The organism is Aeromonas sp. 84A (assembly GCF_051919345.1).
Taxonomy (GTDB): domain Bacteria; phylum Pseudomonadota; class Gammaproteobacteria; order Enterobacterales; family Aeromonadaceae; genus Aeromonas; species Aeromonas veronii.
Map to the genome: position 1 here is coordinate 424,093 of NZ_JBQBEW010000001.1, position 19,648 is coordinate 443,740.

General features: G+C 58.8%; 16 protein-coding genes, 4 tRNA genes and 1 pseudogene. 8 read left to right on the forward strand and 13 right to left on the reverse strand.

The annotated features are described in order from the left end of the window. Positions 1 to 12: 12 nt before the first annotated feature. From ACTG20_RS02015 to ACTG20_RS02030, 4 genes and pseudogenes are all read right to left on the reverse strand, one after another. Positions 13 to 1,979, reverse strand: a pseudogene (locus ACTG20_RS02015) (ATP-binding protein). A 118-nt stretch (positions 1,980 to 2,097) separates the two neighbouring features. Next, complete coding sequence (locus ACTG20_RS02020; RefSeq protein WP_005355755.1) at positions 2,098 to 5,178, reverse strand: multidrug efflux RND transporter permease subunit; 3,081 nt, start codon at positions 5,176 to 5,178, stop codon at positions 2,098 to 2,100. Between the two features lie 15 nt (positions 5,179 to 5,193). Next, a complete protein-coding gene (locus tag ACTG20_RS02025; protein ID WP_005355753.1) occupies positions 5,194 to 6,327 on the reverse strand; it encodes an efflux RND transporter periplasmic adaptor subunit in 1,134 nt (377 codons plus the stop codon). Further along, positions 6,324 to 6,920 (reverse strand): TetR/AcrR family transcriptional regulator, encoded by a 597-nt coding sequence (locus tag ACTG20_RS02030; protein ID WP_005339267.1) that lies wholly within the window; start codon positions 6,918 to 6,920, stop codon positions 6,324 to 6,326. The genes ACTG20_RS02025 and ACTG20_RS02030 overlap by 4 nt, the downstream gene beginning before the upstream one ends. A gap of 232 nt (positions 6,921 to 7,152) precedes the next feature. Here ACTG20_RS02030 and ACTG20_RS02035 point away from each other — a divergent pair. From ACTG20_RS02035 to ACTG20_RS02055, 5 genes are all read left to right on the forward strand, one after another. Then, positions 7,153 to 7,229, forward strand: a tRNA-Arg gene (locus tag ACTG20_RS02035). Positions 7,230 to 7,280: 51 nt separating this feature from the next. Next, positions 7,281 to 7,356: transfer RNA gene (locus ACTG20_RS02040), tRNA-His, on the forward strand. 20 nt (positions 7,357 to 7,376) lie between these two features. Then, positions 7,377 to 7,462, forward strand: a tRNA-Leu gene (locus tag ACTG20_RS02045). Between the two features lie 76 nt (positions 7,463 to 7,538). Further along, positions 7,539 to 7,615, forward strand: a tRNA-Pro gene (locus ACTG20_RS02050). A 179-nt stretch (positions 7,616 to 7,794) separates the two neighbouring features. After that, positions 7,795 to 8,310, forward strand: coding sequence for a ricin-type beta-trefoil lectin domain protein (locus tag ACTG20_RS02055; RefSeq protein ID WP_194495402.1), 516 nt, complete (start codon positions 7,795 to 7,797; stop codon positions 8,308 to 8,310). A 34-nt stretch (positions 8,311 to 8,344) separates the two neighbouring features. Here the strand turns inward: ACTG20_RS02055 and ACTG20_RS02060 are convergent, their stop codons facing one another. The 8 genes from ACTG20_RS02060 to ACTG20_RS02095 form a co-directional block, all read right to left on the reverse strand. Next, positions 8,345 to 9,160, reverse strand: coding sequence for a Cof-type HAD-IIB family hydrolase (locus tag ACTG20_RS02060; RefSeq protein ID WP_005339262.1), 816 nt, complete (start codon positions 9,158 to 9,160; stop codon positions 8,345 to 8,347). An 89-nt stretch (positions 9,161 to 9,249) separates the two neighbouring features. Continuing rightward, complete coding sequence (locus ACTG20_RS02065; protein ID WP_439987428.1) at positions 9,250 to 10,290, reverse strand: alpha/beta fold hydrolase; 1,041 nt, start codon at positions 10,288 to 10,290, stop codon at positions 9,250 to 9,252. Continuing rightward, positions 10,290 to 10,949 (reverse strand): CatB-related O-acetyltransferase, encoded by a 660-nt coding sequence (locus ACTG20_RS02070; protein ID WP_194495406.1) that lies wholly within the window; start codon positions 10,947 to 10,949, stop codon positions 10,290 to 10,292. Before ACTG20_RS02070 ends, ACTG20_RS02065 begins: the two co-directional genes overlap by 1 nt. Beyond that, positions 10,949 to 11,680, reverse strand: coding sequence for a tRNA (guanosine(18)-2'-O)-methyltransferase TrmH (gene trmH, locus ACTG20_RS02075; protein WP_194495408.1), 732 nt, complete (start codon positions 11,678 to 11,680; stop codon positions 10,949 to 10,951). The genes ACTG20_RS02070 and trmH overlap by 1 nt, the downstream gene beginning before the upstream one ends. Before the next feature lie 44 nt (positions 11,681 to 11,724). Beyond that, positions 11,725 to 13,842: a bifunctional GTP diphosphokinase/guanosine-3',5'-bis pyrophosphate 3'-pyrophosphohydrolase gene (spoT, locus tag ACTG20_RS02080; RefSeq protein ID WP_019446267.1), complete on the reverse strand. Its 2,118-nt coding sequence runs from the start codon at positions 13,840 to 13,842 to the stop codon at positions 11,725 to 11,727. A gap of 131 nt (positions 13,843 to 13,973) precedes the next feature. Continuing rightward, on the reverse strand, positions 13,974 to 14,249 hold the full coding sequence (gene rpoZ, locus ACTG20_RS02085; protein WP_005307060.1) for a DNA-directed RNA polymerase subunit omega: 276 nt from the start codon (positions 14,247 to 14,249) through the stop codon (positions 13,974 to 13,976). 79 nt (positions 14,250 to 14,328) lie between these two features. Further along, entirely contained in the window at positions 14,329 to 14,955 is a 627-nt protein-coding gene (gmk, locus tag ACTG20_RS02090; protein ID WP_005357125.1) for a guanylate kinase, read from the reverse strand. A 303-nt stretch (positions 14,956 to 15,258) separates the two neighbouring features. Further along, positions 15,259 to 16,311 carry a glycosyltransferase family 9 protein gene (locus ACTG20_RS02095; RefSeq protein WP_194495410.1) on the reverse strand — a complete coding sequence of 351 codons (1,053 nt, stop codon included), beginning with the start codon at positions 16,309 to 16,311 and terminating at the stop codon, positions 15,259 to 15,261. A gap of 222 nt (positions 16,312 to 16,533) precedes the next feature. Between ACTG20_RS02095 and ACTG20_RS02100 the strand changes: the two genes are divergently transcribed. Both ACTG20_RS02100 and ACTG20_RS02105 read left to right on the forward strand, forming a co-directional pair. After that, positions 16,534 to 17,247 carry a 3-deoxy-D-manno-octulosonic acid kinase gene (locus ACTG20_RS02100; protein WP_005339249.1) on the forward strand — a complete coding sequence of 238 codons (714 nt, stop codon included), beginning with the start codon at positions 16,534 to 16,536 and terminating at the stop codon, positions 17,245 to 17,247. 70 nt (positions 17,248 to 17,317) lie between these two features. Beyond that, positions 17,318 to 18,181 (forward strand): GGDEF domain-containing protein, encoded by an 864-nt coding sequence (locus tag ACTG20_RS02105; RefSeq protein ID WP_040069586.1) that lies wholly within the window; start codon positions 17,318 to 17,320, stop codon positions 18,179 to 18,181. A gap of 6 nt (positions 18,182 to 18,187) precedes the next feature. Here ACTG20_RS02105 and ACTG20_RS02110 read toward each other — a convergent pair whose 3' ends face one another. Further along, a complete protein-coding gene (locus tag ACTG20_RS02110; RefSeq protein ID WP_194495412.1) occupies positions 18,188 to 19,042 on the reverse strand; it encodes a carboxylate/amino acid/amine transporter in 855 nt (284 codons plus the stop codon). 39 nt (positions 19,043 to 19,081) lie between these two features. Between ACTG20_RS02110 and ACTG20_RS02115 the strand changes: the two genes are divergently transcribed. Next, positions 19,082 to 19,543, forward strand: coding sequence for a DUF6314 family protein (locus ACTG20_RS02115; protein ID WP_194495414.1), 462 nt, complete (start codon positions 19,082 to 19,084; stop codon positions 19,541 to 19,543). The last annotated feature ends 105 nt before the right edge of the window (positions 19,544 to 19,648 follow it).

Below are 19,648 nucleotides of genomic sequence, written 5' to 3' on the forward strand. Positions count from 1 at the left end.
AAGAGCCAGCGCTCAGTTATGTTGGATCGGCAGGCGAATATGGAACTGGGCGCCCTGGCCCGGTTCGCTGGCACAGCTGATACGGCCTTTTAGCAGTTGTACTACCAGGTTGTAGATGATGTGAGTGCCCAGACCGCTGCCCCCCTGACCCCGCTTGGAGGTGACGAAGGGATCGAAGATGCGCGGCAAGATTTCGGGCGGGATGCCGCGGCCGTTGTCCGAATAGTCGATAAACAGCTCCTCTCCCTGCTGTTCCACCTTGATGGTGATCTTCTTCGGTTTGTCCCAGCTGTCGAACCCGTGGTTGATGGAGTTGAGGATCAGGTTCGAGTAGATCTGGGTAAAGCTGCCCGGGAAGGAGAAGATTGACAGCTTGGGATCGCACTGGATATCCACTTCGCACTGGCTCTTCTTCAGTTTGTGGCCAAGCGAGACCACCACCTGATGGAGGTTGTCGGCGAGGCTGAAGTTGTAGCGTGCTTCCGATGACTGGTCGACAGCCACCTGTTTGAAGCTGGCGATCAGCTCGGAGGCGCGCCGCAGGTTGCTCTGCAGCAGTTGCATCGACTCGTCGAGGTTGATGGTGAACTCGTTGAGATAGGAGCGCGACAGCTGCTTGGAGTCGATATGGGACTTGAAGTCGGCGACCCGCTCCTGCAGGTAGGAGGAGGCGGTCACGCTGATGCCGATCGGAGTGTTGATCTCGTGTGCCACCCCGGCCACCAGCGAGCCGAGGGAGGCCATCTTCTCGGACTCCACAAGGGTCTGCTGGGCCTGTTTCAGGTCGTCGTACGCCTTGCCGAGCTGGTTGTTGGCTTCGCTCAGGCTGCGGTACGCTCCACCACCTTGCCTTCCAGCTGTTCGTTGAGCTGGATTATCTCCCGCTCGACCTTTTTCAGCTGGGTGATGTCGTAGCCGAAGCCGATCTGGTACTTGAGGTTGGGGCCATCGTAGAAGGGGACGAAGGTCCATTGCAGTACCAGCTCATGGGCCTGCTGGTCATGCATGATGACCTCTTTGTCAGCCAGTGAACCTTCCGCCGCCAGAATATCGTTCAGCTCTTCCCGTTGCGCCGGGCTGACAAAGAGATCCAGCCAGTTGTGCTGCAACAATTCTTGCTGGTGGTAGCCGGTCAGCAGTATGGCTGCCGGGTTGATGCTGGCGATGGTCAAATCCGGTTCCATGCAGCAGATGACCATGTTGGCGGAGTTGATCAGGGTGGCGGAGAAGTCCCGCTCCTTTTGCAGCTGTTCGACCGCCTGATGGCGGGCAACCAGCTCGTCACGCAGCCGGGTACGCATCTGGTTGAGGGTGGAGACCAGGGTATCCAGCTCATCGGGTTTCTTGCGTGGCTGCGGGCGGCCTTCCAGCTCCAAAGCCATGTCGAGCCGATCGAGGTTGAACTTCTGGGCGTAGTTGGCGATGCGGTTGATGTGCCTGACTACAAGATAATAAATGATGATCAGGATGCAAAATGAGACCACCAGGGTCTTGATGGTCTGGCTGACCATGATCAGCACCGATTTTTCGATGAGGCGCTGGTAGATCTGCTCGAGAGAGGCGGCAACGAACAGCTTGCCGACGATTTCACCCTGATAGGTGAGGTTGAATTCGCGGGAGATATCATAGCTCTCCCGCTCGACCCCCTGGGTCAGCAGCGGGACTTCGGAGTTGCCGAGCATCTCCTTGACCATCACGAACTGCATGTTGGGCAGGTTCATGATCCCTTCAATTTGCACTTTGACCTGCTCTTCATCCAGGTTCCACAAGCTGGCGGCGATGGGTTGCAGGAACGAGGCCTCGATCTGGCCGATGCTGTCTTCGATGACGGCAACATCCTTGCGGTAATCCCAGGCGAGTTGCAGCGCCGTAATGATCATCGCCAATACGGTACTGCAGACCAGAATGTAGGAGAGCAGGCGATATGAGAGTCCGTTGCGGCCTACGGCCCTGGCGGTCTTGGAGAAGAGTCCTGACATGGCGTCCTTGCGGTCTGGATGTGGTGTTTTTTAGTTTAACTGCTTCATGCACTTATGTCGTCTTTCCTGCGAAGCATAAAAAAGGCCCCGTATCGGGGCCTTCGCATGTGATTGATGATTAATGTCCGCCGTTTGCTTTGGGCGGAATGGTTTCATCGAATACCGGCAAGGGTTTGTGCTCGGAAGCCAGATAGGTGTATATCACCGGAAGCACGAACAGGGTGAACAGGGTACCGATGGCAAGACCTGCCACGATGACGATACCGATGCTGAAACGCTGTGCCGCACCGGCGCCTGCGGCGTAGAGCAGCGGGATCAGACCGGCAATCATGGCGGCAGTGGTCATCAGGATCGGACGCAGACGCACCTTGGCGGCCTGCATCACGGCTTCCATCCGGTTCATGCCGCGCAGCAGCTGCTCTTCCTTAGCTACTTCACAGATCAGGATACCGTGCTTGGTAATCAGACCCACCAGGGTGATGAGGCCCACCTGGGAGTAGATGTTCATGGTCGCCATACCCCATGCCAGGGCAATCAAGGCCCCGCTGATGGCGAGCGGTACAGAGACCATGATGACCAGCGGGTCACGCACCGACTCGAACTGGATTGCCAGCACCAGGAAGATGATGGCCAGTGCCAGTGCGAAGGTGGCATAGAGCGCATTGCCTTCGGTGACGAACTGACGGGCTTCACCCATGAAGTCGTAACGATAACCTTGCGGCAGCTTCTCGTCAGCGGTGGTCTGGAACCAGTTGATCGCATCACCCATGGCCACGCCCGGAGCCGGAACGGCGCCTATGGTGGCGGAGTTCAGCTGGTTGAAGTGAGGCAGGGCGCGGGGCTCGCCAACCACTTCAATGCTGATCAGGCTGCCGAGCGGGATCGACTTGCCGTCTGCGGCCCGCACGTAATAGCCCTTGATGGACTCCGGATTGAGACGGTATTTGCGCTCGACCTGCGGGATCACCTCGTAGGAGCGGCCATCCAGGTCGATACGGTTGACGTAACCGTCCGCCATCATGGTGCCCATGGTGATTCCGATATCCTGCATGGTGATGCCGTAGGCACCCGCCTTGTCCTTGTCGATGCGGATCTTCATGGTGGCGGAGTCGTAGTTCAGATCGAGATCCGAATAGACGAACTGACCGTTACTCTGCGCCGCTGCCAGAATTTCACCGGCCACCAGGAACAGGCTTTCGAAGCTGTTCGGGGTGGTGATGACGAACTGGATAGGCAGACCACTCGATGCACCCGGCAGTTCCGGGAACTGGAAGGTGGTGATGGCCATACCCGGGATGTCTTTCACCAGATTGGCGACCCGGTCCAGTACCTCTTTCTGGCTCGCTTCACGCTGGCTCCAGGGCACCATGGAGGCGATACCGAACGCCTGGTTGGCGTTGAACACCCCTGAGAAGACCTGGGAGAAGGCGATCTCGGGCTGGTCGTCCAGGATCTTGTTCACATCCGCCATGGTGTTTTCGATGTAGTCCAGGTTGGCGTTGGACGGTGCGGTACCCAGCACGGCCATTACCCCCTTGTCCTCTGACGGTGCAAGTTCGCTCGGGATGAACTTGAACAGCAGCGGCAGGCTGGCGAAGACGATGACGGCGAACACCACGATGACGGGGCGCTTTTTCATCACGGCGTGCAGCATGCTGTCGTAGCGATCGGTCATCCGCTCCAGAAGGTGGTGGACTGTGCTCTCGAACTTGCCTGGCTGCTCGTTGGCCTTGAGCATCTTGGAACACATCATCGGTGACAGAGTCAGGGCGATGATGCCCGAGACGAACACGGCGCCAGCCAGGGTCAGGGCAAACTCCTTGAACAGGGAGCCGGTGATACCACCCATCAGGGCAATAGGCGCGTATACCGCCGCCAGCGTAACCGTCATGGCGATAACCGGCACCGCAATTTCACGGGTACCGATAATGGCGGCCCGGAACGGTTCTTCCCCCTCCTTGATATGACGGTCGACGTTCTCCAGCACCACGATGGCGTCATCCACCACCAGACCGATCGCCAGCACCATCGCCAGCAGGGTCATCAGGTTTATCGAGAAGCCGAACATATCCATCATCATCACCACGCCGATAAGACTGAGCGGAATGGTGATGATCGGGATGATGACCGCGCGGAACGAACCGAGGAACAGGGTGATGACCACCAGAACGATGGCGGCTGCCTCCAGGATGGTCTTGATAACCTCGTGGATGGACTCGTTGATCGCCACGGTGGAGTCATACATCACGTTGAGACGCATGGTGCTCGGCATGTTGCGCTCAAGGCTAGGCAGCAACGCCAGCACATCGTGGGCGATGTTGATGGGGTTGGCTGTCGGCGCGGCGTTGACCGCCATGACCACGGCTTCGCGGCCGTTGGCGCTGGCGCGATAGATGTCGTGGCTCTTCTCGAGGGTCACCTTGGCAATGTCGGAAAGGCGGATCACCTTGCCGTCACGGGTAGCAACGACCAGACGCTTCAGTTCGTCGACATCCTTGACCTGGGTCTCGGCGTTGCCGTTGAACAGGGTAAAGTAACCGGTCGCCTGACCTGTCGCGGACTGATAGTTGTTGCTGTTGAGCACCGTCATCACGTCACTGGCAGTCAGGTTGAAGGCCGCCATCTTGGCCGGATCCAGCCATACCCGCAAGGCAAACTCGACACCGCCGTAGAGGTCAACCTTGGAGACCCCGCCGACAGTAAAGAGCTGCGGCTTGATAACCCGCTCCAGATAGTCGGTGATCTGGCTGGAGTTGAGCTCCGGGCTGGTAAAGCCGAGGTAGAGCACCGCCGTGGTTGAACCGGTGGAGGAGGTGACCGACGGGTCTTCCGCCTCTTTCGGCAACTGGGAGCGCACCGAGTTCACCTTCGCCAGGATGTCGGACAGCGCGGCGTTGGGGTCGGTGTTGAGCTTCATGTACGCAGTGATGGTGGAGCTGCCCAGCTGGCTGGAGGAGGTCATGAAGTCGATGTTGTCGGCTTGCGCGACCGCCTGTTCCAGCGGCTGGGTGATGAACCCCTGGATCAGATCAGAACTGGCGCCATAGTAGCCAGTGCTGACGGTGATCACCGTGTTGGTCACCTCGGGGTATTCCCGTACCTGCATCTTGAAGATGGCCTGAAAGCCCAGCAAGGCGATCAGGAAGCTGAGCGAGATCGCCAGCACAGGCCGTTTTATAAATATGTCAGTAAATCGCATCGCAGATCTCCGCGCTTACAGCATCGGGGTTTGTGCCGGAACGGCCAGGGCATCGTTCTCGACCACATGCACCTTGGTGTCGTTGCTCAGGCGAACCTGACCCGACAGTACGATCTGGTCACCGGCCTGGATGCCGGAGAGCACATGCACATCGTTGCCACGGCGCTCACCGGCCTTGACCACAACCTGCTTGGCTCGCAGCACTTTCACCTTGTTACCCTCTTTGTCGGTCTCTTCGCCCTCTTTGAGCACGTAGACGTTCTGACCGTAAAGGGTGAAGGAGATAGCGGTTTGCGGGATCACAATCTGATCTTTCACCGTCGGCAGAATGATGCTGGCGCGGGCGAACATACCGGAACGCAGCTGACCGTCGTTGTTCGGAATGTCTGCCTGTACCTGGATCAGGCCGCTCTGGAAGTTGACCGCAGGCTCTATGGCGGTGATGTGACCGTCAAACTGGGTTTGTGGATAGGCATCCACATTGATCTTGATGGTCTGGCCCAGCTTGATTTTGGAGATATCGGTCTGGGGCACGGTGAAGCGCAGGCGCATCACGCTGGTATCTTCCAGGCGCACGATATCTGTGCCCGGCTGCAGATACTGACCGAGGAACACATTGCGCAGGCCGACCACGCCGCTAAAGGGCGCACGGACTTCACGACGGGCAATGGTCGCCTTCAGACTCTCGATATCTGCTTCCAGCGAGCGATAGGCAGCTTCAGCTTCATCCAGCTGTTCTTTGGAGATGGAGCTGGTTTTGTAGAGGTTCTGGAAACGATCGAACTTGGCTTTTGCCGCCGGCAGCTTGGCCTGGGAGGCGCGCAGATTGGCCCGCTCCACGGTGGAGTCCAGGCTCAGCAGCAGCTGGTCAGCCTTGACCGGTTTGCCTGATTCAAAGGTGATGGCGTCAATGGTACCGGCCAGTTCGGTGGAGAGGGTCACCCCCTGATTCGGCTCGATGAAGCCGATCGCTTCGATGGTCGGTACCCAATCCTGCGCCTTGGTCACCATGGCGGTGACGGGGAACTCGGGTTCCGGCCGGTTGGCCATATATTGGGCAATCATCTTCTGTTTGAACAAATTGAAGCCGATGACGCTGCCAAACAAGGCGATCGCTATCAGCAACATAATGGCCATCCACTTTTTCATGAACAGGCTCCTGAGGTGGAAAGATTGGGGGATAAAATGGCATTCCAGCTGGCCCGGATCGCGGTTTCCAACTGCGATTCGGTCAGCGTGATGTTGTGCACCCTGCACTGCAGGGCCAGATGCATGACACTGTCCAGACTCAACACCTGGAGTGCCCGTATCGGTAAATCAATAAACAATCCTTGTTCAACGCCCTGTTCAAAAAATCGGTCCAGAGGCTCCCAGGCAGCCAGAATGACAGGATTGGTCTCCAATTCTGCCCCTAGCGGAGAGCTCTCGTACTGCAATTTGCACCGGATAGCGTTGGGTTCGTTAACAAAAATGGCATGAATATTGAGCCATAATTGGCGAAATTGTTGAAATGAAACTTTATCGATTGCTACATCGGCCATGACCATGGGCACACACTGCAAGATAGTGTGCTGGTGCAGTTGCCGGATCAGATCATCTTTGTCGCCGAAGTAGCGATAGATGGTGCCGGTGGCAACATTGGCCTTCTTGGCGACTTCCGCAATCGACAGACCATGAAAACCCCGTTCACCCAATACCTCATGGGCCGCGTTGAAGATGCTCTCTTTTTTATCCAGAATCATCAGTGTGACTTTCGATTGAATGAACGTTCATTCATTCTAGATGGGCATCAAATCAAGTCAAGGCAGCAAGGTGATTTGCGACTGCGATCTGCCCCTTTTCGGCTGTCAGCAGGGGAATAGTGGAAGAAAAGTGCGCAATGTGCTTGAAAAAACAACGAACAGTGTTTCGGTGACAGAAAAGTGTAGACAAACCAGCAACCATCATTAATAATGCGCCCCGTTCGACAGCGTAGCGCCCGTAGCTCAGCTGGATAGAGCGCTGCCCTCCGGAGGCAGAGGTCACAGGTTCGAATCCTGTCGGGCGCACCATCAAAAGTGCGTCGGTTAAACGGGCGTTGTTGTGGAACGAAAGCAGCTGTGGTGGCTGTAGCTCAGTTGGTAGAGTCCCGGATTGTGATTCCGGTTGTCGTGGGTTCGAGCCCCATCAGCCACCCCATTTTACAGCTTGTCAGGTACGCGAAGGTGGCGGAATTGGTAGACGCGCTAGCTTCAGGTGTTAGTGCCCCCCGGGTGTGAGGGTTCGAGTCCCTCTCTTCGCACCATACTTGCTGTATGACGAGGATGACCATCAGGTCGTCTTTGTTTTTTTGAAGTAAACTATTTTGAAAGAAATAGCCTCGGTGATTAGCGCAGTCCGGTAGCGCATCTGGTTTGGGACCAGAGGGTCAAAGGTTCGAATCCTTTATCACCGACCACATTTAGAAAAACCTCGCTTCGGCGGGGTTTTTTGCTTTCCGGCCTCCGCTGGGCCAGCACTCTCTCCCTGTTACGTCTGTTTACACTCTATTTGGGCAGCGCGCCCCGCCTTTCGGTTATGCTTCAGCCTCGAGTCACTGACAACCGGATGTCATCGGCCCATTTCAGGCATTTTTCCATGAATAACAAAATTTCCTTTGCTTGCTCTCCCGCCCTGCTGGCTGCCTTGCTGCTGGGTGGTTGTACCATCAAGCCGCCATCCACCGATGTGATGATGGGCTCCATTGCTTCACAACCGCAGGAGGAGCGTTCTCTCTCCCCCTTGCTGACCAGCGGTGATTTTTGCGTTGCGGTGTCCCAACAGAAGGTGTTGGCACAACCTTGCAGCGGAAAAGACGATCAACTGTTCGAGTGGGATCTGGGTGAGTTGCGCCTGCAGGATCTCTGTTTGCAAGCCAAAAACGACAGCGAGTTGATGCTGGCACCCTGTGACGGTCAGGCGCAGTGGGAGTGGCAGAAAGACAGGCTGTTCAACAGCAAGGTTGCCCGTTGCCTCGATGTGGCCGGGCGACGCCATACTCCCGGCACGCCGCTGCGGTTGGCTGAATGCTACGGCGGGGCGAACCAGAGCTTCAGCTGGCAGCGGCCCAATCCCTGGCTGGAAACCCTGAAAAAACAAAGCCTCACATGGTGAGGCTTTGCTGAATCGGATGGCGGGCTGAAGAGGATCAGGCTGCGCTGACGCTCTCCAGCTCGAACAGCTTCTCCAGATAGACGGCGACGCCATCTTCATCGGAGGTGAGGGTCTGCTCATACTCCGGCAGCGCCATTTTCAGGCGGTCATGGGCGTTGCCCATCACGATGCCGCGTCCCACCATGGTCAACATCTCGAAGTCGTTCATGCCATCGCCGAAGGCGATCGCCTCCGACATGTCGAACCCGTTCTGCTCCAGCACGGCTCGCACCGCATTACCCTTGTGAACCCCGGCGTGCATGACTTCGAGGCAGTCCGGCAATGAGAAGGTGACGTTTAGCTGATCGCCGTAGCGCTGGTTGAGGTGCGCCTCGATCTTCAGCAGCTTCTCGTGGTCGCCGATGTAGAAGACCTTGTTGATCTGCTCTTTCGGTTCCTGTTTCAGGTCATCGACCAGACGGTAGGTGAACCCTGACTCGTCGTGGAACTGCAGCAGCCAAGGGAGCTCTTCTTCCACCACCCAGTCATCACCCTGATAGACATTGAGGTGGATAGAGGGGTCGCGCTCCAGCGCAATCAGTTCGGCGGCGATCTCGGTCGGCAGCGGCTGGTTGAAAATCAGCTGATCCTGTTTGTCATGGACCACGGCGCCATTGGAGGTAATGAGGTAGATGTCCATCCCCAGCGCATCGCGGAAGCTGCGAACGTCAACATGATGACGGCCGGTGGCGACCACGAATTTCACACCTTGTTCTACCAGGCGGTGCAGGGTATCCCGGGTACGGGGAGAGATCTGGTGCTGCTTGTTGAGCAGAGTGCCATCGAGATCGGATACAACTACCTTGAACATCATTACCTCGGCATCGATTGAAAACAGGGGCAGTTTACCTTAGCCCGCACTGTCACCCCATTTATTTAGGGTTACAAAAAATAGCCAGCTCAGAAGCGGGCGAAAAAGTCGACCATCGCGGTCAGGGCGGGCTGGCGCTTGTCATCGGATTCGATAAACAGCTCGTGCCAGGCCCCCTCGATGCGCAGTGGTTTGCCCCCTTCGCACCTGGCAATGGTGCAGAAGCGATCCTGCGCGGCATTGTCCACCACGCTGTCGTTGCCAGCTTGCAGCACCAGCAGCGGGGTTTTGATGGCGCCCGCATCGGCGATGGCGGCATCGGCACCGGTGATCCCCTGATAAATCCAGTGGGCGGTGGCGCCACCCAGCTTGATCTGCGGGTGCTGCTCGTAGATTTGGCGGAAGGCCTGATAGCGGGGCTGGCTGTGAGTCAGTTCGTTATCGGCAAAGCCGTGATCCTGATAGGCGCCCTGACCGGGGCCGTAGGGAGGCTCGCCAAGCCAGCCGCCGACCGTGCCTATGGTGCTCGCCAATCCCTTGGCCAGCCACTTGGGCAGACCGCCGAGATTGATGCCCAGCATGGGGGAGGAGAGCACGGCTGCCTTGATATCATCGGGCCAGCGTTCCATATAGCGGGCCGAGATGGCGCCGCCCATGGAGTGGGCCAGCAGGAACAGCTTGGCAGGCTGGTCCGCCATGATGATCTGGTCGTGAAACTGCTTGAGATCGACCACATAATCGTCGAACTGGTCGACATATCCCTTCTGCGGGTCATTCAGCATCCGGTCGGACATCCCCTGACCACGATGGTCGATGAGATAGAGGCTGTAGCCCTGACGCCAGAGATCCCACGCCAGCTCCTGATACTTGAGGTAGCTTTCGACCCGGCCATTGACGATCAGGATGGCGCGATCAACCTTGGCTTGCCGCAGCGCAGCATAGCGGATGGTCACCCCGTCCTTGCCCTTGAACTCCCCTTCAACCGCATGCTGGCGCCAGAAGTCGGGCAGGGTTTGCTGGTAGAGGCTGGGTACATCGGCTTCGCTGGTGAGCTGATAGGTATTGGTCACGGCAAGGGCTCCGGCAGAAAACAGGGTCAGGGCCAACAGGGAAAGAGAGAGGGATTTCATCAGGCACACTCCTGTTGCCAATGGTGATAAAGGGCGGCGATATCCCCCGAGCAGAGTAGCGCCATGCTGGCTTGCAAGCGGGGCAGGGGCCAGTCCCACCACTGCATCTCTTGCAGCATGAGGATCTGCTCATCGCTGAAACGACGGCGGATTGGTTGGGCCGGGTTGCCGCCGACTATGGTGTAAGGGGCCACATCTTTGGTCACCACGGCGCGGGTGGCGATGACGGCGCCATCACCTATGGTGATGCCGGGCATGATCATCGCTTCCGAGCCGATCCAGACATCGTTGCCAATCCGGGTGTCCCCCTTGCGCAGAAAGCCGCTGCGGGCCCCTTCGCCAAAGGTGTCGGGGTTGAACGGGAAGGTGGAGACCCAATCCAGCCGGTGGCCCTGATTGCCCGCCAGCATGAAGGTGGCGCCCGAGCCGATGGAGCAGAACTTGCCAATGATCAGCCGATCCACCTCGCCCCAGAGGCCGCTCTCCCAAGTGTCGCGGGTCGAGCCATCGCCGAGCAGGTAACGGACGCAGTGATCCTCGAACGGCTTGCCGTGGTAGTAGCCGGAGTAGTAGCTGTAGTCGCCGACCTCTATGTTCGGGTTGGTCAGGTGATCCCGGATGATGCGGGATTCCAGCCAGCTGCCAAAAGGGTTCTCCATCACTCCTCCTGTAGGTCGTCCTGCTCGCTCTGCTGCGCCCACCCTTTGCGGGTCAGCTGCATCCGTTGCCACCACTCTTCGTCCGCCAGAATTTCACCGGCCGGGCCGAGCTGGGGGTGGGGCATCTCTTTCTCTTTGCAGAGCTGGGCATAGATAGGATAACCCCCCTCGAACAGGATGCTGTTCTGCTCCTCCAGTGTGAGCGGGCAGCCGCGCTGATAGCAACCTGCCAGCTCGCGCTGGCGCTGCGCCTCGTAGAGGATGGCAGCGGCAGCCACCGAGACGTTGAGGGACTGCACCATGCCCACCATGGGGATGACGATATGGTGGTCGGCCAGCGCCAGCGCCTCTTCACTAATGCCATGCTTTTCCTGACCCACCAGAATGGCGGTTGGTTTGGTGTAATCGATGGCGCGAAAATCTACCGAGCTGTCTGAGAGGTGAGTCGCCAGGATCTGCATGCCGGAGGCTTTCAGCTCGGCAACGGCTGTGCCGATATCCGGGTGCAGTTTTACATCCACCCAGTTCTGGCTGCCGCGGGCGGTGCCCTTGCGCTTGTGGATCCAGGTTTTGGGCCAGACGGCGTGTACCCGGTGGATGCCGATGGCATCGGCGGTACGCACGATGGCGGCCAGATTGTGAGGTTTGTGGACCTCTTCCATACAGACGGTCAAATCGAGCTGACGCTGGGCCAGCATATCGGTGATGCGCTTGAAGCGTTCGGGGGTCATGGCTTGTCTCTATAAAAGCAGCAGGCGGCTTGCGCCGCCTGTGTTCAGTTCTTCTGTCGGCTCACCTTGAGCACGTTGGGCATAACGCGGATCTTGCGCATGATGTTGGCCAGGTGGATGCGGCTCTTGGTGGTGATGAGCAGGCTGACCTGATAGACCCGGCCATCCTTCTCTTCGGTGCTGATGGCGTGAATATTGGCGCCGGTGGCGGCAATCACGTTGGCCAGCTCGGCCAGCGCACCCTGATGGTTGACGATCTCGATGCTGATGCCGGTGCGGAACTCCTGTTCCTGCTCCTTGTCCACTTCCCACTGCACCGGCAGGTACTTGTCCGGCTCCTTGCTGTAGCCCTTGATGTTGCGGCAGGCTTCCTGGTGGATCACCAGACCCTTGCCCGGGCTGATGTGGGCGATAATGGCATCTCCCGGGATCGGACGGCAGCAGTTGGCGAAGGTGACCAGCATGCCGTCGGCACCCTTGATCGGCATCTTCTTGCTGCTGGACTTGGGTTGCTCTTCCGGCGGCAGTTCATCTCCCAGCATGCGGCGCGCCACCATGACACTCATGGCGTTGCCGAGGCCCACATCGGCCAGCAGCCCCTGCAGGTTCTCATGCTTGGTATCGGCCAGCACCTGCTTGATGCGCGGCTCGGGGATGTCTTCGATATTCTTGGCGCCCAGCGCATGGTTGAGCAGGCGGCGACCCAACACCACCGACTCTTCGGTGCGCAGGTTCTTGAGGAACTGGCGGATCTTGGAGCGCGCCTTGGTGGTCACCACGAAGTTGAGCCAGGCCGCGTTGGGGCGAGCGCCCGGCGCCGTGATGATCTCCACCGTCTGGCCCGAGTGCAGCGGGCTGCTGAGCGGGTAGGGGTGGCGGTCGACCCGCGAACCGACGCAAGCGTGGCCGATGTCGGTGTGCACCGTATAGGCGAAGTCCACCGGCGTGGCGCCAGCGGGCAGCTCCATGATGCGTCCTTCCGGCGTGAACACGTAGATCTCGTCGGGGAAGAGGTCGGTTTTGACCCCTTCGATGAATTCAAAGGAGCTGCCGGCGCTTTGCTGCAATTCCAGCAGGCTCTGCATCCAGCGCTGGGCGCGGATCTGGGCGGTAGTACCCGAACTGTCGCCATCCTGCTTGTAGGCCCAGTGGGCGGCAACCCCTTTGTCGGCCATCTGATCCATGAACTCGGTGCGAATTTGCACCTCGACCGGTACCCCGTGCGGCCCCACCAGCGAGGTGTGCAGCGACTGGTAGCCGTTGGTCTTGGGGATGGCGATGTAATCCTTGAAGCGGCCGGGGCGCGGTTTGTAGAGGCTGTGCATCTGTCCCAGCACCCGGTAACAGGTATCTATGTCCTTCACCTTGACACGAAAGGCGTAGATATCCATTACCTCATGAAATTGCAGCTCTTTTTTCTCCATCTTGTTGTAGATGGAGAAGAGATTCTTCTCGCGGCCACTGACCTGATGCTCAATCCCCGCCTCTTTCAGACGACCGCTGATTTCGCTCTGGATGGAGTCGATGATCTCGCGGCGATTGCCACGGGCGCGGCGCACCGATTCGCGCAACACGCGGGATCGCATGGGATAGAGCGCCTCGAAACCCAGCTCTTCCAGCTCGTTCTTCATGGTGTGAATACCGAGGCGGTTGGCGATGGGGGCGAAGATTTCGAGGGTTTCCCGGGCGATGCGGCGGCGTTTGTCAGGGCGCAGGGAGCCCAGGGTGCGCATATTGTGGGTGCGGTCGGCCAGCTTGATCAGAATGACCCGGATATCCTGGGTCATCGCCATCACCATCTTGCGGAAGTTCTCGGCCTGCGCCTCTTTGCGATCGCGAAATTTCAGCTTGTCGAGCTTGGAGACCCCGGCCACCAGTTCTGCAACCGCATTGCCGAATTGTTCGGCCAGATCGGCCTTGGTGACAGAGGTGTCTTCGATGACGTCGTGCAGCACGGCGGCCATCAGGGTTTCATGATCGAGGCGCATGTCACCCAGGATTCGGGCAACGGCAACAGGGTGGGTGATATAGGGTTCGCCACTGGAACGCATCTGGCCCTGGTGGGCATCACGGGCCACCACATAGGCTTGCTTGAGCTTCTCAACCTGCTCTGGCGGCAGGTAGGAACTGGCTATTTCTTTAAGGTTTTCAAATAAATACAAGACAGTCCCCGCAGCGGTGAAACGGCAATTCGTGGAATTGAGGGTATAGCCCTGAGTTTGCGAGGTTTTCGAGCGGTTGTAAATGGGGATGAACAGTCGGCACCCGGGCGGGTGCCAACCGGAGGAATAACTTAACCGCGGCCTTCGGCGATGGCAGCAACGGCAGCCAGCTCGGCGGCTTCCTGCTCTTGCTGTTCGTAGCGGTCCTGGGTGTCCATCACTTGATTGTTCACCAGACCCAGCTCGATCTCACGCAGGGCGATCACAGTCGGCTTGTCGTTCTCTTCGTCGACCAGGGGATCTTTGCCTTGTACCGCGATTTGACGAGCGCGGCGCGCGGCGACCAGCACCAGGTCAAAACGGTTACCTACCTGTTTTACAGCATCTTCTACAGTAACGCGTGCCATGCAGGACTCCAGTGTTTGGGCTTTCTGTATTTAGAAAAGCAGTGTTTAAAAATGACGCAAAAGTTTACTTGTTTTTGGCTTACTCTGCCAGTAGCTGTTGCAGCAAGTTTTTTTGAGCCTGTTGCTGGTGACGCATCTCCAGCCGTTGGCACTCAATAATGGACCTGAGCTGGAACAGCGCCTGCTCGAAGTCTTCGTTGATAATGACATAGTCATACTCGTCGTAGTGCACCATTTCGGCAATGGCTTTCGCCATCCGGCCGGCAATCACTTCGGCGCTGTCCTGACCGCGCCCAATCAGGCGGCGTTCCAGCTCTTCGCGGCTGGGGGGCAGGATGAAAATGGATTTGGTCGGCATCTGCTCGCGGATCTGGCGGGCACCTTGCCAGTCGATGTCGAGGAATACGTCGATCCCCTTGGCCAGACAGGCTTCGATGGCGGCGCGTGAGGTGCCGTAGTAGTTGCCGAACACTTCGGCCCACTCCAGAAAATCACCGCGCTCGATCAGCGCCTTGAACTCTTCCACCTGGACGAAGTGGTAGTGGACGCCGTGCTCTTCGCCAGGACGGGTGGCGCGAGTGGTGTGGGAAACCGACAGCTGCATCTTGCCCGCAGCGTTATGTTGGGTCAGCAAGGCATTGAGCAGACTGGATTTACCCGCGCCGCTCGGAGAGGAGATGATATAGAGAGTGCCTTGTTGCGCCATATTATTACCTTTAATCGAAACCGCTGTTTTGGTTGTAGCAGAGACCGCCGTCTTGTGCCCGAAAGGGAGACAGCCAAACGCAAAACGCGGAAAATTCTTGAGTCAGGAGGATGTAAAGGCGGCGAATTTTACCAGAATGCGGCGAATAAAAAAACGGCCGGAATCATATTCCAGCCGATCAAAGTATTCGTAGCTTGCTGCGGGAGCGTAACCCACATCAGCCTGCATTGTGCCTTTGGCTGAGGGCAGAGGCTATCAGGTTATCCCTGCCTGATGGCTCGGAATTCCCGAGGTGCTCTGTCACTACGGCAGCTGACGATCTGCACAGAGGCGGTCGAATGCGGCGATCACCTGCTCGCTGGTGATTTTTCGCATGGCCTCCGGGTCTTTGAGACGGGTGCGCCAGCTCAATTCGGCCAGCGGCTTGCCGGTCTCCTGCTCGACCAGCTCCTGATAGACGCTGACCACGTAGTCGCGGCACAGATATGGGCCGGTGCGGGCCGGATTGTGGTGGGCATAGAGACCGATCACCGGCGTGCCCACTATGGTGGCCATATGGGTGGGGCCGGTATCGGGGGCCAGCACCAGACTCGCCTCGCCAATCAGCGCCAGCAGCTGCTTGAGGTTGGTCTGCCCCACCAGATCGACCGGCTTGCTCTGGCTTAAGCGCTGGATGTCGGCAGCCAGATCCCGCTCCAGTTTGGCAGGCCCGCCACAGAGATAGACCTGAAAGCCCTTGTTGGCGGCGTGATCCGCCAGCGCGGCATAGCCTGCGGCCGTCCAGTTTTTGAATGCCTTGCTGGCGGCTGCGCAGATCAGCAGAGTCGGTTTGCCGCCAATCTTCTCCCTTGCCCACGCCTGATGATCGGCGCTGATGGACAGTTGCCAGTCCGGGGTCAGATCCTGGATGCCGAGCTCTTTGGCGAAGGCGAGGAAACCGTCCAGCACATGGGGGGAGGCAGGCGAAGGCACCTTGTGGTTGGTGAACAGCCACTGGCCGTCGTTGGCCCGCTCCCGATCAAACCCGAGTTTGACCTTGGCGCTGATGCCGAGGGTGGCGATGCTGGCCCGCATCGCCGCCTGAAGGTGGAGCAGGGCATCGAATTTGCGTCCCTTGAGGGTCTGCCAGAGATCGCGATAGCCGCGCCACCCCTTGCTCTTGTCGAAGGGGATCACCTCGACGCCGGGCAGATCGGCAAACAGGGTTGCCTCGATTTTGCCGGTGATCCAGGTGATACGGGTCTGTGGCCACTCCCGCTGGATGACGCGCACCAGCGCCAGTGCGTGGCAGCAATCCCCGATGGCGGAGAGCCGCAGGATGCAGATGGAGGAGGGGGGCGTTTGAAATAGCGGCATGTTGTGGCGCACGGCTGGCAAAAAGGGTGGATGGCATTATGCAAACTCCCCTCTGGATTGTAAAATTGCGCACAATCGTCAGCCAGGATAGGCCGGGCCCAGCGCCATGACCTGTCTCTGCACGTCGTTGATTAAAGGCCACTATTGCGGGCATGCCAGAGCGGCAGCCTCATCGCCAATTGAAAAATTGCGATCCATGACCCACCGAGCGGGATCTCCACGATGCGAGTACAGACCGAACACAACCAGATCTGCTGGTATGCCGAAGGGGCCTTTCGCGACCCCTCTCCCCAGTTATTCGATCCTGCCTGGTGGCAGAACAACCGTCAGGTGGTGGGAACCTCCATCGGGCGGGGGGTGACCTGGTTTGTCAAGGATGAGTCCCGCCATCTGGTGCTGCGCCACTACTATCGTGGCGGCATGGTGGGCAAGGTGGTGCGGGATCGTTTCTGGTTCGAAGGGGTCGAGTCGAGCCGCGCCATGGCCGAATATACCCTGCTGGCCAAGCTGTGCGAGCTGGGGCTGCCGGTGCCGCGTCCGTTTGGTGCCCGCATGGTCAAACAGGGCCCCTTCTATCGTGCCGATATCCTGATCGAGCGAATTCGCGGTGCCAAGGATATGGTGGCGCTGCTCAAGCAGGGGCCGGTGGCGACCGAGGTGTGGCACAAGATAGGCCAGACGGTGCGCCAGCTGCACGATGCCGGGGTCTATCACGCCGATCTCAACAGCCACAACCTGCTGCTCGATAAAGAGGGCAAGGTGTGGGTGATCGATTTTGACAAGGGTGCGATCCGCTCCCCCGGCGAATGGCAGAAGGCCAATCTGGAACGCTTGCTCCGTTCATTCAATAAAGAGTCTCAACTGCATACCAGTTTCCACTTCGTACCGGAGAACTGGCAGACCTTGATGAACGGGTATCAGGGAAAAGCGCTCTGACCCTGTTGCTCGGCGTGAACGCCAATGTTACTTATTGAGCAGGTATTCAGATCCTGTTTCGAGGCGCCCCATGGAAATGCTCAAGACACCTTTAGTCGATGTGACTGCCCGGCTTGATCCGGGTCTGCTGTCTGATGCCATGGCGCTGCTGGAGGCGGGGATCTGGAGCTGGTCAGCCCAACATGGACTGCAGCGTGATCCCTCCTGCCTGCGCCTGCTGGGATTGGGAGAGTGCTGGCCGGATGATCTTGGCTGGCTGGATCGGGTTCATCCCGACGATGTTGCCCGGCTGGAAGATGCCCTGCTCGCCTGCCAGAGCGGCCGCAGCAGCGGTCTGCGCCTCGAATACCGCATTCTGCATCATCACGGTCACTACATCCGGCTGGAAGAGCGGATGCGTCGCGATGAGCGGGGTTATCTGCTGGGGGTCGTCCGTCACCTCGATCCCGCTGCCGTGCTGGTGGAGGAGCGACATGGCACCGATCCGCTGACCGGACTGGAGAGCCGTGGCCGTTTCGAGCAACTGCTTGAAGAGCGGCTGGCGACCGAGAGCGGCACTTTCAGTCTGCTGCAGTTTTCGGTCGATCACATGGCCAAAATCCAGCAGTTGTTTGGTGAAGCGGCTTGCGACGCCATGCTGGCCAAGCTGGCGCGTATCGTACGCCACGAACTGCGGCGGGAAGATCCCTTCGCCCGCTGGGATGAGGACGGTTTTATCCTGATGCTCTCCCAGACCGAGCGGATGAGTGCGCTGGAGATCGCCGAGCGGCTGCGCCTCGAGATTGCCGATGCCAGCCTGCTGTCACAGCGGCCGGTCACCGTCAGCATCGGGCTGGTGCAGAGTCAGGCTGGCGAGCAGCTCGATCACCTGCTGGCCCGGCTGGCCAGCTGTCACAGTCAGGCCAGACGGGAGCACAACACCGTCGTCGGCTGAGTGTGGTCAGGGTTGGCCGCGCTTGTCACGCTGGCAGATCCAGAGCGAGGCCAGCATCAGCAGGCCGCCGATGGTCAGCCGGGTCAGGTCGGTATCCTTGCCCCAGAGCAGCAGATTGACCAGCAAGCCGGCCGGAATGAGCGCATTGTTCATGATGGCCAGCACCCCGCTGGTGACCAGCGTCGCCCCCTTGTTCCAGAGGAAGTAGCCGAGGCCGGAGGCACCTACCCCCAGCCAGAGCAGAATGCCCCACTGCAACCCTGACGTTGGGTATTGTGGCTTGCCCAGCAGCCACCAGGCGGGCAGTGCGATCATCAGCGCCCCCAGATAGAAGCAGCCGAACACCGCCAGTTGCGGTGGTTGCTCCGCCTCCCGCGCCAGCAGTACCTTGTAGCCCACCTGACCCAGCGCGAAACAGAGGTTGGCCCCCTGCACCACCAGAAATCCCAGCACATAACTTTCGGTCAGGCCGTCGAAGCGGATGACGGCTGCCCCGATCACCGCCAGCAGGGCGCCCCACAGATAGGTAGGCTTGAAGCGGCGCTCCAGCAGATCGTGGAGCAGGGTGACGTAGATGGGGGTGAAGATGGTAAAGACCAGCACTTCCGGCACCGTCAGCAGCAGGAAGGAGTGGTAGTAGAAGAGATACATGATGCCGAGCTGGATGGCGCCGAGGGCCATCAGCTTGGCCGCCAGATCGGGGCGCAGCCAGCGGCGGCGCAGGAAGGGCAGAAACACCAGACTGGCGAGGGCGATTCGGGTCAGCACCGAGAAGTAGGCATCCACCTGACCGGCGAGGTAGACCCCGATCAGGCTGAAGGAGAATGACCAGAGCAGGGTGACCCCTATCAAGTAGTTCATGTGTTTGATTTATCGTCAGTTGTCAATTTTAAGGGGGCTATGATGGCCGAGATGGAAGCGGCAATCCAGCGTTTATGGGCGCGATTGCCACAGGTCGGAGCATTTTCCTTTACCGCCAGCAATGGCGAGGGGTCGGCGACCGACTGGAATGGTCGGGGCGAGGGGCGTGTACAGGTGACCGATCATCAGGGAGACTGGCTGTTTAACGAGCAGGGCCGTTACATCACGCCTCATGGCAGGGAACTCGCCATGCATAACCGCTTCTGGTGGCAGCGTAGCGAGCGGGGGATCCGCCTTTCTCACCTGCGTTATGAAGCGCCGGTCGAACTGTTCGAGCTGCTGCCGCAGGGGGATGGCCGCTGGCTGACCGCCGAGCCCCATCTGTGCGGGGCGGATCACTACAGCGCCGAGTTGACCGAGATCGACGGTGGTTTTCTGCTGAGCTGGCAGATTACCGGGCCGCGCAAGAACGAGCGACTCAGCTATCGCTATCTGATCTGACGCCGGCTGGCAGGCATAAAAAAACCGGCGCAGAGCGCCGGTAGCGGGGGACAAATCGGAGGTTTTTTAAAACAGTCCCAAAAACAGGAGAGATAGACTCTCGTC

Excerpts from the sequence above, each read along its gene's own strand:
- ACTG20_RS02115 (WP_194495414.1), top strand. The coding sequence starts at position 19,082 with ATGATGGCCGAGATGGAAGCGGCAATCCAGCGTTTATGGGCGCGATTG.
- gmk (WP_005357125.1), bottom strand. The coding sequence starts at position 14,955 with ATGGCGCAACAAGGCACTCTCTATATCATCTCCTCTCCGAGCGGCGCG.
- rpoZ (WP_005307060.1), bottom strand. The coding sequence starts at position 14,249 with ATGGCACGCGTTACTGTAGAAGATGCTGTAAAACAGGTAGGTAACCGT.
- ACTG20_RS02095 (WP_194495410.1), bottom strand. The coding sequence starts at position 16,311 with ATGCCGCTATTTCAAACGCCCCCCTCCTCCATCTGCATCCTGCGGCTC.
- ACTG20_RS02055 (WP_194495402.1), top strand. The coding sequence starts at position 7,795 with ATGAATAACAAAATTTCCTTTGCTTGCTCTCCCGCCCTGCTGGCTGCC.
- ACTG20_RS02025 (WP_005355753.1), bottom strand. The coding sequence starts at position 6,327 with ATGAAAAAGTGGATGGCCATTATGTTGCTGATAGCGATCGCCTTGTTT.
- ACTG20_RS02030 (WP_005339267.1), bottom strand. The coding sequence starts at position 6,920 with ATGATTCTGGATAAAAAAGAGAGCATCTTCAACGCGGCCCATGAGGTA.
- trmH (WP_194495408.1), bottom strand. The coding sequence starts at position 11,680 with ATGACCCCCGAACGCTTCAAGCGCATCACCGATATGCTGGCCCAGCGT.
- ACTG20_RS02070 (WP_194495406.1), bottom strand. The coding sequence starts at position 10,949 with ATGGAGAACCCTTTTGGCAGCTGGCTGGAATCCCGCATCATCCGGGAT.
- ACTG20_RS02110 (WP_194495412.1), bottom strand. The coding sequence starts at position 19,042 with ATGAACTACTTGATAGGGGTCACCCTGCTCTGGTCATTCTCCTTCAGC.
- ACTG20_RS02100 (WP_005339249.1), top strand. The coding sequence starts at position 16,534 with ATGCGAGTACAGACCGAACACAACCAGATCTGCTGGTATGCCGAAGGG.
- ACTG20_RS02065 (WP_439987428.1), bottom strand. The coding sequence starts at position 10,290 with ATGAAATCCCTCTCTCTTTCCCTGTTGGCCCTGACCCTGTTTTCTGCC.
- ACTG20_RS02060 (WP_005339262.1), bottom strand. The coding sequence starts at position 9,160 with ATGTTCAAGGTAGTTGTATCCGATCTCGATGGCACTCTGCTCAACAAG.
- ACTG20_RS02020 (WP_005355755.1), bottom strand. The coding sequence starts at position 5,178 with ATGCGATTTACTGACATATTTATAAAACGGCCTGTGCTGGCGATCTCG.
- ACTG20_RS02105 (WP_040069586.1), top strand. The coding sequence starts at position 17,318 with ATGGAAATGCTCAAGACACCTTTAGTCGATGTGACTGCCCGGCTTGAT.